This is a genomic window from Paenibacillus sp. yr247 (assembly GCF_900103825.1).
Lineage (GTDB): Bacteria > Bacillota > Bacilli > Paenibacillales > NBRC-103111 > Paenibacillus_E.
The window spans coordinates 228231-244402 of the sequence record NZ_FNIF01000004.1 but is presented as its reverse complement, the minus strand read 5'-3'; the positions used below and the strand labels follow the sequence as shown (position 1 = coordinate 244402).

The window sequence follows — 16172 nt, the reverse complement described above, 5'->3', positions numbered from 1 at the left end:
TGAGTACTTGAGCAAATTAGAGCTTAGAGGCATTCATCATATGTTCTCAGGCAAAAAACAGCGTGTATCCGTCCTGAGCGATATCTCTTTACACGTCAAAGAGGGAGAGTTCGTTTCGATCATCGGTCCATCCGGCAGCGGAAAGAGCACCCTGTTTCACATTATTGGCGGTCTCATAGCTCCTTCATCTGGTGAAGTTTGGCTGGATGGCGCAAACGTGACCGGAACCAAAGGTTTGATTAGTTACATGCCGCAGCAGCCTGCTTTGTTTCCTTGGCGCTCCATTGAGTCGAATGTCGCGCTTGCTCAGGAAGTAGCTGGAGAAACCCGTACCGCTGCGCTTAGTAAAGCAAGAGAATGGTTGCAGAAAGTAGGGCTAGGCGGCTATGAGCAGGAGCTTCCGCATGTTCTGTCAGGAGGGATGCAGCAGCGTGTTTCCTTTCTGAGAGCTTTGCTTAGTCCACAAGAGCTCATGTGTTTAGATGAGCCCTTCGGATCCTTGGATGCGTTAACCCGCCAAGACATGCAGGCCTGGCTGCTGAATATATGGGAACAGAACAAACGTTCCATTTTATTTGTGACACATAGTATTGAAGAGGCGCTGTTCCTATCTGATCGTATCTATGTTCTCTCCAACAAACCGGCCAAAATTATAGAAGAGTTGGTCGTCCCATTTGTAAGGCCGCGTCTGGAAGCTGTCATGCTGGAATCGAAATTTCACGAGCTTCGGCAGCATATTCAAGGGTTATTGCGTCAGGAGATTACGTATGATAAAAGCTATTGATGCTCATGTTCATCTAGATATGTATACGGAATCTGCCGCGCAGACAATGTTGGCAGAATTATCTGAATGCCAAATCGAGGCGTTAATAGCGGTGTCGAGACACCTGGCATCCTGTAAGACAACGGATCGATTTCGCGAGCTTGCGCCACAGCGTGTGTTTGCAGCTTATGGTTTTCACCCTGAGCAAGAGCTGCCAAGTGAAGATCAGCTGAATGATTTGATGTCCTGGATCCGTGAGCATGTTTCAACGATGATTGCTGTTGGTGAAATTGGTTTGCCTTACTATATGAGGCTAGAGGCTCAAGCTGAGGGGCATGTTTTTGAATTAGCTCCTTATGTTGCGCTGCTTGAGAGCTTCTTAAAGCTGGCGGCTGATACCGCTAAGCCTGTTGTCTTGCATGCTGTGTATGAAGATGCGGACATCGTGTGCGACCTGCTCCAGAAGCATGGCATTAAAAAGGCGCATTTCCATTGGTTTAAAGGTTCTCCTTCGACGGTGAAGCGTATGGTTCAAGCCGGCTACTTCATTTCCATAACACCGGATGTTCTTTATGAAGAAGAAATTCGCACACTTGTTCGCAGTTATCCGATTAGGTTGCTAATGGTCGAAACCGATGGTCCATGGCCGTTCGTTGGCCCTTTTGAGGGACAAGAGACGCATCCACGAATGATCCATGCCATAATTCAACAGATTGCGCTTTTGCACGAGCTTTCAGTAGAAGAGGCAGCGCTGACGATACTGAATAATACCAAACAATTCTATGGTATTCCTACCCCTTGCTAATTCGAACTGGACATCTATTCGTATAGGTTTTATAATGAAATAGAACATGCGTTCTATTTCTGGATGAGGTGAGTGTATAAATGACTGTCAGATGCGGTTGGGTCAATGAGGATCCATTATATCTCGATTACCATGATCATGAATGGGGTGTTCCTGTCCATGATGATCGCCTTTTGTTCGAGATGCTTATTCTGGAAGGCGCACAAGCGGGACTAAGCTGGTATACGATTCTTAAGAAGCGAGAGAGCTATCGCGAAGCGTTCGATGGATTTGATCCGCAGATCATTGTTAACTATGAGGATAAGAAGCTAAATGAGCTTCTGCAGAATACAGGGATCGTACGTAATCGATTGAAAATCGCAGCTGTTGTTCAGAATGCAAAAGCTTTTCTGAAGGTGAAGCAAGAATTCGGCACGTTTGATCAATATATCTGGGGATTCGTTGGTGGGAAGCCAATCCAGAATCAATGGGAAGATATGAGTCAATTGCCGGCCACATCGGATATATCAGATGCTATGAGCAAAGACTTAAAGAAACGCGGTTTCAAGTTCGTAGGTTCGACGATTTGTTATGCCTATATGCAAGCGGTTGGCATGGTGAACGATCACATCCCAACATGCTTTCGATATCATAGCGTTAAATAAAAGAGTAAAGGCCATCTGATAAGGACAATTGTCGATATCAGATGGCCTTTTTTAGCTTCTGTTAGGCATATTGGAGTTGTTTCTCCATCAAGTTTGATTTAATTAAATAAATTCGCTTGCGAATGTAAAAGTCATATACAGCCCCAGTTAGCTCTCGTGGCTTAATGCGGTTGTTCGTGTCGTTGTCTATGATAATCACCGAACCGTCGTCATAAAACTTGAACGTATAATCGGCGTAATGGCTGTGTGCTTCGTCCAACATGGCGTCAATCTGTCCGGGAAGAAGATGGTCAGTGTCACACAATGCCTTGTGATACCAATAATCTCTCTCTATAAAACGGAAATTGTGACTGGTGTTCATCATGTTAACAACCTCCTCATCTAATTGGAACATTTGTTCTTGTTTTAATTATACCAAACAAATGTTCGCAATGGAAGAGTAATCTATGAAAAATGGGAAATATTTTCATATAAAAACCTCCAATCAGTTCGATTGGAGGTTCATTTCTGAAACGATATGTTTGGTGATAGCAAGACCATGCATGCGTCCCGTTTCGATGAAAATCTCGTGCGCTGTAAGGCAATAGCTGCCGACAACCCGCAAGGTCCTGTTCCAATGACGATGACTTGTTCCAATGAGACAACCTCCCCCAAGACTAGATAAATCCATAATTTCTCATTTCCTAGTATCGCAAGTTGAGGGGGATGCCAAGTTTAGCTAAGCCAAATAGAGCAATCCGCTATTCCAAAAAATTTCTGAGATAGCAGACTGCTCTATTGGAGGATAACCCTTTTACTTTTGGTTCAATTGCCGTCCTTCATTATCTTCGCTGATATCGTCTTTTGCTATGTTGACGGGTGTTACGCTAGGCGCGTTTTCTAATGTGTCATTCACGAACTCTAAGTCTTGATTTTTGGCGTTCATATTCTTTGTCCCTGTGTAATTGCCGGCATGTTTCTTGTTTTCCATGTTGTTCATCCTTTCTCAGGCAGTTTAACGTTCAGCCTTAACGTGTACACTTGCGGTTGATTTTATTCTCCATAATTAGGAAATATGTTGAAATCAATGGAAGCTGGGTAGCGTCTAGTAGGGTAAATGAATTTTGAAAGGGATGATGTGAACATGATTGAGGAGCTTGTACAGAAGTTAGCAGCAGCCAAAGAAAATGGTTGCATGCAGGAAATTTAGTCGTAAAAAGCTCATATTGTCATGTGGGAAGAAGTTGAAAATAAATCAAGTGAAGTGAATCGCCTGTGGGAGCTCGAGCGAGCTCTAAGCAGGGCGGAATCGGGCAGGGAAGAAGCAAACAGGTTGTATAGTTCGTTGATACAAAATCCGCTATAATAGGTGTAAATGGATAATAAAGGAGAAGAGAGACGATGACTTCAAAACATATAAAACATATGGTTGTTTTTAATTTGCACGCAGGTAAAGATACGCCGGAAGCGGAACAATTTCTGAGAGGGAGCGCGCAAGAGCTGGCAGCAATCCCCGGTGTTGAGCAATTTGAAGTATTTCGTCAAGTGAGTGCGAAGAACGATTACGACTACGGATTCTCCATGGAATTTGCCGATCAAGCGGCTTACGAGGCTTACAATGTCCATCCTGTACATACCCATTATGTCGCAGAGCGTTGGATGAAAGAAGTGAGCCGGTTTCAAGAAATAGATTTGACTGTTTTTGAGTGAGGCGCTCCTTATGAAACCGTTGAAATTGCCAAGAGAAGAGAAGGAATTGCTGATTGATGATTTGCAAGGCCATTTGGATATGGATCACGGTATTACATTAGGACGCTTGGCAACGGAGCAATTAATCGATTACATGTTCCAACAATTGACTGCACCTATTTATAATCAGGCCATAGAAGATGCAAGCAGGACAATGATGGAGAGAATGGGTTCGCTGGAAGATGATCTTTATGCTATGAAAATAACGAAAATAACACGCAGATAGCACGTATGTTGAAGGATTGAGGGGAGAATGCGAGCAATTTGAACAAGTCAGAAGAGATGTTCGACATTTATGATGAAAAGATGAAATGGCTTGGGACGGCTCCGCGCTCAGAAGTACATGCTAAAGGGCTGTGGCATCGTACATTTCAATGTTGGATTGTAAGCCTTGGGGGCCAAAAGCCTGAACTATTACTTCAGTTAAGACACCCAGGGAAGGATCTGTTCCCGAATTTGCTAGACATATCTTGTGCTGGGCATCTCGGGGCTGGTGAAACCACGGAAGAGGGTGTGAGGGAACTAGAGGAAGAGCTTGGGCTGACGGTTGATTTCAGCGAGTTCATTTCTTGCGGAATGTTTGCTGAAGAAGATATCATTTCGGAGGATCTCATTGATCGTGAGTTTTGTCATGTGTTTATATATCGCTGCGATCAATCGCTTCATCATTATACTTTGCAGGCAGATGAGGTTTGCGGTTTATTCGCCGTAAGTGCGGAGGGCCTAGAGCGTTTAGTTCATCAAGAAACAAATCAACTAGCGGCAAGTGGCTATAAAATGAGTTTAAACGGCCGGTTAGCTGAGACCAGTATGTTCCTAACTATCGATGATTTGGTCCCGCACCCTGTCGCTTATTTTGACCTTGTATTTGGTACATTAAAAGAAAATGGATTGTTTAAATGAAAAAGAACCGAATCGGGTGACCCGATCGGTTCTGAACACCAATGAATTCGTTAAACGAAGTACTTGTTTGCTATGTAGGCATAAGCGATATAACATACAATAGAGAGTCCGATACAAATAATCCCTAGAGCAGTTCTACGCTTAAACAGGAGCAAGATTCCGGCACTGAATGCCGAACCTATAATTAACAGTGAAATAAAAGTTAGAATACCCATGGATACTTATCTCCTTACCCCTTGTATACGTAATCAATCACCATGTCCTTTGATACATAAGAACGGAGCGGAGAAATACCTTCTTTAGCATGGGCGATGATTTGGGCTGTAATCGCGTTGATCGCATCAACGGTAAAAGGGAGCCCGCGTCTGCACAGATCGACAGCAGCGTCAATTGCTTGCTCGCGCTGTGCATCCAGCTCTGCAAATCTTACGAGATGCAAATGCTGCGCATTCGAATGTTTGGTTATCGCTTCATGTACATTCATCTTTTAGTTCTCCTTTAGTGACCAGATTCTAATCTAGTATACACGATTGAATGGGTGAGGAACAGTTTTTGCAGGAGGAAATCAGAACAATAATCGACACCAAGCAGATTCGTACGGCGATTGGTAAAGTACCCGGAGACTGGGTACAGGTTACTCTTCATCAGGATGTAGAGCCGCGCGTCGTGGATTTGCCGGAGGATTTCAAAGTGTTACTGGAAGCAAACGGACAAGCTAATCTAGTTTACAATAAACTCTCCTATTCCCATAAAAAAGAATATATCACATGGATTCAAAGTGCGAAGCTGGCGGAAACCCGTACGAAACGCATGGAGCAAACGATATCAAGACTTACAGACAGCTCGGAGTGAAATTAATGAATTTGTTACCGATTGAATCCGTACTTCCTCAATTGAAAGAAGCGCTGCAAACACATTCATGCGCGGTATTGGTCGCTCAGCCCGGTGCAGGTAAAACGACGCAAGTTCCACTTGCTATCCTGCAAGAACCTTGGCTTCAAGACCAAAAGATCCTCATGCTAGAGCCAAGAAGACTGGCGGCTCGCGCTGCTGCACGCTACATGTCGAAGCTTCGCGGCGAAGAAGTCGGGCAGACGATTGGTTATCGGGTGAAAAATGACACGCGCGTTGGACCAAACACACGTATCGAAGTCATAACGGAAGGTGTTCTTACGCGGATGCTCCAAGCAGATCCTGGCCTAGACGGGGTGGGGGCTGTTATTTTTGATGAGTTCCATGAACGCAGCTTACATGCTGATATTGGGTTGGCGTTTAGCCGACAAACACAAACCCTGCTGCGTGAGGATCTGCGTATTCTCATTATGTCGGCGACAATGGAGGCCAAACCTGTATCGGCTATGCTGGATGATGCTCCGATTATTCAAAGTGAAGGGCGTGCTTATCCCGTTGAGACTCATTATCTGAACAAAAAAATAACGGGAATAGAAGCAACAGTTGTAAAAAGTATTCAGCACGCCTTACAAGTGGATGAAGGCAGCTTACTTGTCTTTCTTCCGGGTGCAGCTGAAATTCATCGTGTCGCTGCCAGCCTTGCTGCCCTTAAATTAGGGAAAGAGGTAGAAATCGCACCTTTGTATGGCAATCTCTCGCAAGAAGCGCAGGATCAAGCTCTGGCGGCAAGTTCACCCGGGCACCGGAAGGTCGTGCTCGCGACTTCGATTGCCGAGACAAGCTTGACCGTCGAAGGCGTTACGGTTGTTATTGACAGCGGGCTCATGCGAGTCCCGCGCTTCTCACCACGCACCGGCATGACCCGTCTCACGACGGTTCCAGTGTCTGCAGCCTCTGCGAATCAGCGCAGAGGCCGTGCCGGCCGTCTCGGTCCAGGCGTGTGTTACCGCCTGTGGACCGAGACCGAGCAGCGGCAGCTCCCGCCGAGCAGCACGCCGGAGATCCGCGAAGCGGATCTGGCGCCGCTCGCGTTGGAGCTGGCCGCCTGGGGCGTGCCAGACCCTGCTGCGCTGGTCTGGCTAGACCCACCGCCTGCTGCTGCGTATCAGCAGGCGCAGGAACTGCTCGTGCAGCTGGGTGCGCTGCACGAGAGCGGGGGCCTAACGGCGCATGGCAAGCGCCTCGCGCCGCTCCCCCTGCACCCCCGGCTTGCGCACATGGTGCTGCAAGCCATCCCGCTTGAGCTCGGCGCCCTGGCGTGCGAGCTCGCGGTGATGCTGAGCGAGCGCGATTTCATGCGCGCCGCTGAAGGAAGAGATGCGGATGTGCGCACCCGCATCGAAGTGCTCTGGCGCGCTGCGCAGGGCGAGCAGCGCGCAGACGTTGACTTTGGCTTATGCCGCCGCATCGCGGCGGAAGCCAAAGCGCTCATGCAGTCGCTCGGCATCCGTCCGAGCGCTCAAAGGGCTTCGGCGAGCGGACTGCTGCTCGCCTTTGCCTATCCCGATCGCGTCGCACAGCGGCGATCGACGGGGAGGTTCCTGCTCAGCAGCGGACGCGGCGCGGTGCTGCCTGAGCTGCAGACGTTATCTGGCGAGCGTTATCTCGTTGCCGCCGAGTTGGACGACACTGGAGCGGAAAGCCGCATTTACGTGGCAGCTCCAGTTCAGGAAGAAGAGCTGCTTGAACTCTTTGCGGACCGTTTACTGAAGGAGCAAGAAGTGCTTTGGGATCAGGCGACTGGCTCTGTCAAAGCGAGACAGCGCCTACGACTAGGTGCTATCATACTCAAAGATAACCCTTTGCAGGATCCGAACCCGGACCTTCTCTTACAAGCTTTGATCTTCGGAATCCAAGCGGAATCTCTGGAACTGCTGCCTTGGACCCGCAGTGCGCGGCAGCTTCAACAGCGTGTTACATTTTTACATCGACTTGAAGGCGAATGGCCCGATATGCGTGATTCGACTTTACTTGCTACATTAGAAGATTGGTTAGGGCCTTATCTGTACGGCTTGAAGAGCAAGGGAGCTCTTGAGCGTCTCAACTTGACAAGCATATTAGAAGAAATGCTAACATGGGAGCAGCGCCGATGGTTAGAAGAATGGGCCCCTACGCACATTCAGGTGCCCAGCGGGTCACGTATTCCCGTTGATTATAGCGTCAGCGAATCACCAACTTTGTCTGTTCGTTTACAAGAAATGTTCGGTCTTGCCGATACCCCTCGAATCGCCAAGGGAAGAGTTCCCGTGACCTTACATTTATTATCGCCTGCACAGCGACCGGTTCAGGTGACGAAGGATTTGTCAAGCTTTTGGCGGGATGCTTACTTCGAAGTCAAAAAAGATCTCAAAGGCAGATACCCCAAGCATTACTGGCCTGACGATCCGATGGCTGCGATACCGACAAATCGAGCCAAACCGCGCTCCTAGCCTAATTTGCACGAGAAGGGAACTGAGCAATCCATGACCATCCACTCCGAACCGGAGGAAATTGTCATTTATGTATCAGCTGGTTTTGCTACGGCACCCCATTTTCTGGATGCTTTCGCCGCGGCCCTGTCGGCTCGTTATGAACAAGCAGGTTCACGTGTCCGTACTATCGTCCATTATCCCTACGGGGATTGGACCAGACAACGCCAAAGGCAGCTGCGTGAAATTACCAGTGATCTTTGGAACAACGCCCATCAAAAGCCGTCCCTTTACGGTGGCAAAAGCTTGATCAAGCTGATCACCGAGAACCACACACCAGAACAGCAGCTGCTCCTAATCGGCCACAGCGCAGGCGCCGTGGCGTCTGTCCAGGCGGCTGATTTGCTTGTAAAGGAAGGTATATCCATCCTTGGTGTGATCCAAATCGGATCGCCCAAATGCGCCATACCCCCATCGCTGAAGCATTGTGTTCTTTATCTGAATGCAGCTAATCAGTTGGATCAATCCATTGATCCTATACCGCGACTCGGTACCTGGGGGGGCTGGACGAAGACCCGCTTGGGTGTACACCGCTGGAATAGTATGAAGCATGCACCTATTCATCGACGAACGTTGCCCTTAATAGGTGGACATGCCGATTATTTTAGAGATCACAATCCCTATATATGGCAGGAAGCAACGAACCTGGAAACCACGATAAACACGATTTGGACATGGCTACAATTAATAGAAAAGGATGATGAACATGATTGAAATTTTGAAAGCCAGCATGGAACACAGTAAAGAAGAAGGCTATATCGGGCATGTTGAGTTCAGAGTAGAAGGTCACGAGCATCCGTACGAAATTACCCTTCAAAGCAAGCGTGGTAAAGACGACTGGAGCTATGCGCTGCACTTTTTGCAGGAATCTGGTAAAGAAGAGGATATCGAAGCGGTTGAAGAGCTGCTGGAAGATGATGAATGGTTCGATAAGCTCGTGGATGCTGCACAGAAGACCTTGGTGAAGTAAGACGTTTAAACGTATAGTTCAAGCTTCCATCCCAAGCGATCCGAGAGGAGAAAGCTCTGATGTGTTCTCAAATGGATTCTCAAATGAAACAAACAATCAAGATGAGCTATGACCAACAAGCCCGGTTGCGGGATGGGATTGCCGTTCAGTCCTGGAAAGTAACAGAAATGGATCGCTTTCTTGCTAGGCTGCACGCAGCTGATCATAGAGGTGGTAAGCGAATTTTAGACCTTGGAAGCGGCCCTGGCCATCAAGCGAGTTATTTGCAAAAAAACGGCTGCCAAGTGTCTTGTGTCGATCTGTCCGAAGAGATGGTGAACATTTGTCGGGAAAAAGGACTCGATGCCTTAGCCATGGATTTCTACACGTTGGACTTAGAGCCGGAGTCGTATGACGCCGTATGGACGATGAATGCTTTACTTCATGTGCCCAAAAGCAGCCTCCTGCAAGTGCTAAAGAACATAGAACGTGTGCTTAAGCCAGACGGCTTCTTGTATATGGGCCTTTATGGCGGGTACGAGAGCGAAGGGATATGGGAGAATGACTCGTATAGACCACAACGGTTTTTCTCTTTCTACGAAGATGAGCACATTCAGAATAAAGTGAGGGAAGTATTCGATATCGAACACTTTTCTGTACTCCAGATGGAAGACATGCAGCTCAATTACCAATCGATCATAGCTAAGAAAAAACAACTAAACCCGTGATCGTGATCTCACGGGTTTTTCTTCATTTGTTCGAGGCTTTCTGCATTAAAGGAACAACAATCCGCTAATAGGTGAAATATGCGCTAGAAATTAAATTAGCGGAACATGAGTAAGTTAAAGGAGGAAATAAGGCTATCAGGAGAAAGTGACTACGAAATAGTGGATCAACGTTCCTGTTAATCTTGAATTCGAGTGTTTTCGCCCAAATAGCGGATTCACATTCCTTCAAAAGTCTCCCGCCTTTTAGAAATTCACTTTAATTATCAATCAACCATCTTCCTGGAATATGTACATACAAGTTAACTGAATGTTATAATACGTTCAGAAACGAACACCTGAGGTGAAACATGAAAGAAAAGCAATTGCCGAAATACTTGCAGCTGAAACAGGAAATCTTAACGTGGCTTCATACTGGGAAGCTGAAACCGAATGATCAGATGCCGTCGGAAAATGAAATTGCTGAGCAATTTCAAATGAGCCGTCAAACGGTTCGTCAGACGTTCGGCGAGCTAGAACAAGAGGGTTGGTTGTATCGAATGCAAGGAAAAGGTACATTCGTTTCCACACCCCAAACGCAAAAAAGCCGTGATGTGCAAACAATCGGCATCCTGACGACATATATTTCCGATTATATTTTTCCGCATATCGTGAGAGGTGCGGAGTCTGCCGTTCGCGCGAGAGGATACAGACTGCTCTTGTCTTCCACGGATAATGATAAGGAAAAGGAGAAGGAGAGCCTCAACATGATGATGAGTCAGCCTCTGAGCGGCCTTATTATTGAACCGACGAAAAGTGCGGAGGGCAATCCAAATTTAAGCTATTACCTTTCCTTAGACTATCAACAAATTCCTTATTTAATGATCAATGAACGGTATCCCGAGATGAATTGTCCCTCCTTGGTCGTGGATGATGAAGAGGGTGGATTCAAGGGTGCGGAGCATTTGATTGAGCTTGGGCATCGACGCATTGCCGGGTTTTTCAAAACGGATGATTTGCAAGGTGTGAACCGGCTGAAAGGGTTTATTCGTGCTCATCACCGCTACCAAGTTCCGTTGTTGCCGGAAATGGTCGTTCATTATACGACGGAAGAGAAAAGGCAGAAGCCCTACCAGAGCGCACTTGAACTGTTGGCGCAGGTTGATGAACGGCCAACGGCTTTTGTGTGCTATAACGATGAGCTAGCTGTTCATTTACTCGAAGCTGTACGTACATTAGGTCTTCAAGTACCACAGGATATCTCATTGGTTGGTTTTGATGACTCATCTTTAGCGACGGCAACAGAAATAAAGCTGACGACACTTTCGCATCCTAAAACAGAATTGGGCTCTGAGGCGGCAGAACTTTTAATAGATATAATAGAGAATAAGCGAGCAAGTGGAAGTGAAACAGGGAAAATCTACAAGCCTGAATTAATCATCAGGGAGTCAACGATCAACATCTAAATGTCTTTAAAATTTCATCTATTCAACTTGTACGTACAAGTGATATACTGGATCGTAGAGACATTAAAAATTGAAGGAGGCTCCCCATGTCTAAGAAATATGCGATTGGTGTTGACTATGGAACGGAATCTGGCCGTGCTGTATTGGTCGACTTGAACGACGGTACAGAGGTAGCGGATCATGTAACCTCTTACCCGCACAACGTTATTGATGAGAAGCTGCCCGTATCTGGGATTAAACTTGAGTATGATTGGGCTTTACAGCATCCACAAGATTATTTGGATGTGTTGACCCGGTCTGTTCCCGCAGTCGTGCAAGCATCCGGAGTGAATCCGGCCGATATTATCGGCCTTGGTATTGATTTCACCGCGTGTACAATGCTTCCGATTGATAAGCAGGGCCAGCCGCTTTGTTTCAATCCAGCACTGATGAATAACCCTCATAGCTGGGTGAAGCTTTGGAAGCATCATGCGGCTCAAGATGAGGCGAACCTTATTAACGAAATCGCGGAAAGCAGAGGAGAGTCCTTCCTCCCTCGTTATGGCGGTAAGATATCTTCGGAGTGGATGATTGCGAAGATTTGGCAAATCTTGAATGAAGCTCCTGACATCTACGAGCAAACGGATCGTTTTTTAGAAGCGACAGACTGGGTTGTTTCTCAAATGACAGGTCAAGCTGAAATTGTACGTAACAGCTGCACGACGGGTTATAAATCAATTTGGCATAAGAAAGATGGCTATCCGAGTAAAGATTTCTTTAAAGCCCTTGATCCTAGGCTAAAGGATTTAACGGAAACCAAGCTTCGCGGTGATGTAGTGGCACTCGGCACCAAAGCTGGTGAGCTAACTGAATCCATGGCAAAATTAATGGGACTACAAGCAGGTACAGCTATTGCGGTTGGTAACGTTGATGCTCACGCTGCAGTACCGGGTGTCGGTGTTGTTACTCCAGGTAAGCTGATGATGGCGATGGGAACTTCCATTTGTCATATGCTTCTGGGTACAGAAGAGCATGAAGTTGAAGGGATGTGCGGCGTTGTAGAGGACGGCATCATTCCGGGGTACTTGGGCTATGAAGCTGGACAGTCGGCGGTTGGTGATATTTTTGCTTGGTTTGTAGAACAGGGTGTTCCTGCTTATGTGCAAGCTGCCGCTGATCAAGAAGGTATAAATGTACATGAATGGTTGGAACGACTTGCATCCGCTTACAAACCAGGAGAAACGGGCTTACTCGCCTTGGACTGGTGGAACGGAAACCGCTCCGTGCTCGTGGACACAGAACTAAATGGTCTCATCCTCGGATACTCTCTTTTGACGAAGCCTGAGGAGATTTATCGGACGTTGCTTGAAGCAACGGCTTTCGGTACCCGTAAAATTGTCGATGCTTTCCACAATAATGGTGTTGAAGTACAAGAATTATTCGCATGCGGCGGGCTGCCGCAAAAAAATCGCCTACTCATGCAAATCTATGCGGACGTGACCAATCGTGAGATTAAAATTGCCGATTCTAAACAAACACCGGCACTTGGAGCTGCGATGTTCGGGGCTGTAGCAGCTGGAGCTGCCAAAGGCGGTTATGACAATATCGTTGACGCTGCACGAAAAATGGCACGTGTACGTGAAGAAACTTTCAAGCCAATCGCAGAGAATGTTGCCGTCTATGAGAAGCTTTATCAGGAGTACAACAAGCTGCATGATTATTTCGGACGCGGAGAGAACGATGTGATGAAGCGTCTTCGTTCCATCCGCGAGGAAGCCCGCCATTAATTCGGACTCTTTCATTCCATAATACCGAGGAGGCAATTTGCCATGAACCCTTTTTCAGAGAAAGTATTTTGGTTCGTAACCGGAAGCCAGCACCTCTATGGATCTGAAACATTGCTTCAAGTTGAGGAACATTCCAAGCAAATTACGGAAGGGATTGGCCGCAATTCGTTGATTCCGAGTAAACTTATTTACAAACCCGTACTGACGACACCAGATGCCATCCGCAGACTATGTCTGGATGCTAATGCCGATGATACTTGTGCAGGAATTATTACATGGATGCATACTTTTTCTCCAGCGAAAATGTGGATCGCTGGTCTTGCAGAGTATCGCAAACCGCTGCTTCATTTGCATACACAATTCAATCGCGATATCCCTTGGGAAACGATCGATATGGACTTCATGAACCTGAATCAAGCGGCGCATGGCGACCGCGAGTATGGCTTCATTGGTGCACGCATGGGGATTTCCCGCAAAGTTGTCGTCGGCTATTGGGAAGATCCAGCTGTGCTTAGCCGCGTTGCAGGGTGGATGCGTACAGCTGTTGCTTTCGTAGAGGGACGCAGTCTGAAAGTGGCTCGTTTCGGTGATAACATGCGTCAAGTGGCGGTTACAGAAGGCGATAAAGTGGAAGCTCAAATAAAATTTGGTTGGTCCATCAATGGCTATGGTGTTGGTGACCTTGTTCAGCGCATAGGAGACATCTCTGAAGCCGAAGTTAATCAATTGATGGAAGAATACAATGAAGCTTATGATTTTACGCCAGAGTGCCGCTCAGCGGGTCCTGTCCGTGATGCCATTCGTGAGCAAGCGCGTATTGAGCTTGGGCTGAAAGGATTCTTGCAAGAAGGCGGCTTCAGTGCATTCACGACGACTTTCGAGGATTTACATGGGCTGAAACAGCTGCCAGGACTTGCTGTTCAGCGTTTGATGGGGCAAGGCTATGGTTTCGGTGGGGAAGGCGATTGGAAAACAGCAGCGTTGACCCGTGTCATGAAGATCGTCGCTGATAACAAAGGGACGTCCTTCATGGAGGATTACACGTATCATATGGAGCCAGGTCAAGAGCTCGTGCTCGGTGCGCATATGTTAGAAATTTGTCCAACGATTGCAGCTACTCGTCCCAAAATCGAGGTTCATCCGCTCGGTATCGGCGGTAAAGCTGACCCTGCTCGTCTCGTATTTGACGGTTCTTCAGGCGCAGCATTGAATGCATCGCTGATCGATATGGGCAACCGTTTCCGCTTGCTTATTAACGAAGTGGACGCTGTTCAACCGGTTAAAGCCATGCCTAAATTGCCTGTAGCACGCGTACTATGGAAGCCGCAGCCGTCGCTGCGTGATTCGGCTGAAGCTTGGATCTATGCTGGTGGAGCCCATCACACGGTATTCTCCTATAATGTAAGTACAGAGCAATTAGTGGACTGGGCGGAATTAGCAGGTGTGGAAGTTGTTATAATTAATAAGAACACTTCCCCTCTGCAGTTCCGAAATGAACTTCGCTGGAGCGAAGCAGCGTGGAAAAGCTAATTTAGAGGAAACAAAATGGTTTCCTTTTGTAAAACCGAAGACCGTTCACCCTTTTGAGGGTGGCGGTTTTCTTGTTCGTTGTAAAAGTCACATTATCAATGTTGGAGCTATTTTCATCCATTGACTTCCTAGATTCACTTGCTTTAAAGTAATTTATATGAGCCTGTCCAATTTATGGGCAGCGATGTGGGAGGAGAACGCAAATGACTACACGAGCGTACGAAGGGACTTTCCATGGGGAGAAGGCCATTTGGTTACAAGCGGGCCGTTACGAAGCAGCCGTTTTGCCGGAAATTGGCGCTAATCTGATTGCGTTTAGAGATACAGAAAAGGAATATCGATTTCTACGTGAGCCTCAACTGGAAGAGATGGAAGCGTTTAAAGCACGTCCAGTCATCCATGGTATACCTGTTTTATTTCCGCCTAATCGGTATGAGGATGGAAAGTTCCCTTGGAAAGGCAAAGTCTACGAATTTCCAATCAACGAACCCAAAACGGGAAATCATTTGCACGGGTTTGTCCACAATATTCCATGGGCTGTTGAGAAATTCGGTGCAGATGAAACCGAAAGTCGTGTATCACTAGCTTTACGCGTAAGAGAAGGGCATTCGGTTTATGCTTATTTACCGCATGAGTTCACGATACGCTTGACTTACACATTGAACGAGTTTGGTTTACATCAGCATGTATCGGTACATAATGAAGGCAAAGAGGCTATGCCTTGCTTGCTTGCTTACCACACGACGATCAATGCGCCTTTTGCACCAAACAGTCAGGCTTCTGATTATGGGTTCAAAATGACGATCGGCAATCGCTGGAAAATGAATGAAAGAATGCTGCCAACCGGTGAGTTTCAGCCTTTGTCCGCTGATGAAGAGAAGATGAAAGTAGGCGGTTTGTCGCCTTTCTTTGAATCGATGGATAACCATTACACGACCTTGCCGCAAAATGGTCGTAATTATATGGAGTTGACAGATTCACGCGCAGGTATCAAACTGATTTATGATGTAGGGACTTCCTACAAGCAATGGATGATCTGGAATAATGGCGCTTCGGAAGGTTTCTTCTGTCCGGAACCGCAAATGAATCTGGTGAATGCACCAAATGTAGATCTTCCAGCGGATCAAATGGGTCTGGTTTCCTTGGATCCAGGCGAAATTTGGGAAGAAACAGGACGACTCTATACGATAGAATTTAAAAAATAATACATAAATAAACACCCCTTTGACGCATGGAGAGAATCCGACGTGATGATCTGCTTGCGGCGAGGGGGTATTTTTATCTGGAAGGCAGGTGTTACCGATGGAAAATAAAGATGTCATGGAAAAGGAACAATTCGTTGCAGAGATCGAAAGATTAACGTTGGAAAACGAGAGATTAAAACAAGAAATTGCCAAATTGCGTGGAGTTAAACGGCCATCTGTTGGCTCAATGGATAGTATGTCTACAAAATTGAAAGAAGCGCTGAGAGAATAAAACAACAGGAAGCCGCGCTTGTTCGACAAAACCCTTTTCATTCGTTATAATGAAAACT

Annotated in this window: 20 protein-coding genes; 16 read left to right on the top strand and 4 right to left on the bottom strand. The window is 46.8% G+C overall.

Going from position 1 to position 16172, the window contains the following annotated elements; translation table 11 throughout:
• Positions 1 to 40 precede the first annotated feature (40 nt).
• The 3 genes from BLT91_RS11965 (at position 41) to BLT91_RS11955 (ending at position 2212) form a co-directional block, all read left to right on the top strand.
• Positions 41 to 784 (top strand): ABC transporter ATP-binding protein, encoded by a 744-nt coding sequence (locus BLT91_RS11965; RefSeq protein WP_090821234.1) that lies wholly within the window; start codon positions 41 to 43, stop codon positions 782 to 784.
• A complete protein-coding gene (locus BLT91_RS11960) occupies positions 768 to 1568 on the top strand; it encodes a TatD family hydrolase (RefSeq protein WP_090821039.1) in 801 nt (266 codons plus the stop codon). The genes BLT91_RS11965 and BLT91_RS11960 overlap by 17 nt, the downstream gene beginning before the upstream one ends.
• A gap of 80 nt (positions 1569 to 1648) precedes the next feature.
• Complete coding sequence (locus tag BLT91_RS11955; RefSeq protein WP_090821037.1) at positions 1649 to 2212, top strand: DNA-3-methyladenine glycosylase I; 564 nt, start codon at positions 1649 to 1651, stop codon at positions 2210 to 2212.
• 61 nt (positions 2213 to 2273) lie between these two features.
• Here BLT91_RS11955 and BLT91_RS11950 read toward each other — a convergent pair whose 3' ends face one another.
• The 3 genes from BLT91_RS11950 to BLT91_RS31540 form a co-directional block, all read right to left on the bottom strand.
• Entirely contained in the window at positions 2274 to 2576 is a 303-nt protein-coding gene (locus BLT91_RS11950) for a hypothetical protein (protein WP_254776904.1), read from the bottom strand.
• A gap of 120 nt (positions 2577 to 2696) precedes the next feature.
• Positions 2697 to 2882, bottom strand: a complete 186-nt coding sequence (locus BLT91_RS30675; RefSeq protein WP_141224975.1) for a hypothetical protein — start codon at positions 2880 to 2882, stop codon at positions 2697 to 2699.
• Positions 2883 to 3005: 123 nt separating this feature from the next.
• Positions 3006 to 3191, bottom strand: a complete 186-nt coding sequence (locus BLT91_RS31540) for a hypothetical protein (RefSeq protein WP_217635218.1) — start codon at positions 3189 to 3191, stop codon at positions 3006 to 3008.
• A gap of 401 nt (positions 3192 to 3592) precedes the next feature.
• Between BLT91_RS31540 and BLT91_RS11945 the strand changes: the two genes are divergently transcribed.
• Genes BLT91_RS11945 through BLT91_RS11935 form a run of 3 tightly spaced genes read left to right on the top strand, consistent with a single transcriptional unit; the run spans position 3593 to position 4843 of the window.
• Complete coding sequence (locus BLT91_RS11945; RefSeq protein WP_090821035.1) at positions 3593 to 3901, top strand: Dabb family protein; 309 nt, start codon at positions 3593 to 3595, stop codon at positions 3899 to 3901.
• Positions 3902 to 3911: 10 nt separating this feature from the next.
• Entirely contained in the window at positions 3912 to 4166 is a 255-nt protein-coding gene (locus tag BLT91_RS11940) for a DUF2164 domain-containing protein (protein ID WP_090821033.1), read from the top strand.
• A 38-nt stretch (positions 4167 to 4204) separates the two neighbouring features.
• Positions 4205 to 4843, top strand: coding sequence for an NUDIX hydrolase (locus tag BLT91_RS11935; RefSeq protein ID WP_090821031.1), 639 nt, complete (start codon positions 4205 to 4207; stop codon positions 4841 to 4843).
• Positions 4844 to 5072: 229 nt separating this feature from the next.
• Here BLT91_RS11935 and BLT91_RS11930 read toward each other — a convergent pair whose 3' ends face one another.
• Complete coding sequence (locus tag BLT91_RS11930) at positions 5073 to 5327, bottom strand: YpbS family protein (protein ID WP_090821029.1); 255 nt, start codon at positions 5325 to 5327, stop codon at positions 5073 to 5075.
• A 68-nt stretch (positions 5328 to 5395) separates the two neighbouring features.
• Between BLT91_RS11930 and BLT91_RS11925 the strand changes: the two genes are divergently transcribed.
• From BLT91_RS11925 to BLT91_RS31535, 10 genes are all read left to right on the top strand, one after another.
• On the top strand, positions 5396 to 5695 hold the full coding sequence (locus BLT91_RS11925) for a YdeI/OmpD-associated family protein (RefSeq protein WP_175532260.1): 300 nt from the start codon (positions 5396 to 5398) through the stop codon (positions 5693 to 5695).
• 5 nt (positions 5696 to 5700) lie between these two features.
• Complete coding sequence (gene hrpB / locus BLT91_RS11920) at positions 5701 to 8184, top strand: ATP-dependent helicase HrpB (protein WP_090821026.1); 2484 nt, start codon at positions 5701 to 5703, stop codon at positions 8182 to 8184.
• Between the two features lie 33 nt (positions 8185 to 8217).
• The gene (locus BLT91_RS11915) at positions 8218 to 8937 is read left to right on the top strand and encodes a hypothetical protein (RefSeq protein ID WP_090821024.1); all 720 of its coding nucleotides are present in this window, start codon (positions 8218 to 8220) and stop codon (positions 8935 to 8937) included.
• Positions 8930 to 9193: a hypothetical protein gene (locus BLT91_RS11910; protein ID WP_090821022.1), complete on the top strand. Its 264-nt coding sequence runs from the start codon at positions 8930 to 8932 to the stop codon at positions 9191 to 9193. Before BLT91_RS11915 ends, BLT91_RS11910 begins: the two co-directional genes overlap by 8 nt.
• Before the next feature lie 83 nt (positions 9194 to 9276).
• Positions 9277 to 9900, top strand: coding sequence for a class I SAM-dependent methyltransferase (locus tag BLT91_RS11905; RefSeq protein WP_175532258.1), 624 nt, complete (start codon positions 9277 to 9279; stop codon positions 9898 to 9900).
• Positions 9901 to 10247: 347 nt separating this feature from the next.
• A complete protein-coding gene (locus tag BLT91_RS11900; RefSeq protein ID WP_090821018.1) occupies positions 10248 to 11342 on the top strand; it encodes a GntR family transcriptional regulator in 1095 nt (364 codons plus the stop codon).
• Positions 11343 to 11428: 86 nt separating this feature from the next.
• Entirely contained in the window at positions 11429 to 13108 is a 1680-nt protein-coding gene (locus BLT91_RS11895) for a ribulokinase (RefSeq protein WP_090821015.1), read from the top strand.
• A gap of 42 nt (positions 13109 to 13150) precedes the next feature.
• Positions 13151 to 14638 (top strand): L-arabinose isomerase, encoded by a 1488-nt coding sequence (araA, locus tag BLT91_RS11890; protein WP_090821013.1) that lies wholly within the window; start codon positions 13151 to 13153, stop codon positions 14636 to 14638.
• A 203-nt stretch (positions 14639 to 14841) separates the two neighbouring features.
• Complete coding sequence (locus BLT91_RS11885) at positions 14842 to 15843, top strand: aldose 1-epimerase (protein ID WP_090821011.1); 1002 nt, start codon at positions 14842 to 14844, stop codon at positions 15841 to 15843.
• A gap of 97 nt (positions 15844 to 15940) precedes the next feature.
• A complete protein-coding gene (locus tag BLT91_RS31535; RefSeq protein ID WP_175532257.1) occupies positions 15941 to 16114 on the top strand; it encodes a hypothetical protein in 174 nt (57 codons plus the stop codon).
• Positions 16115 to 16172: the final 58 nt, after the last annotated feature.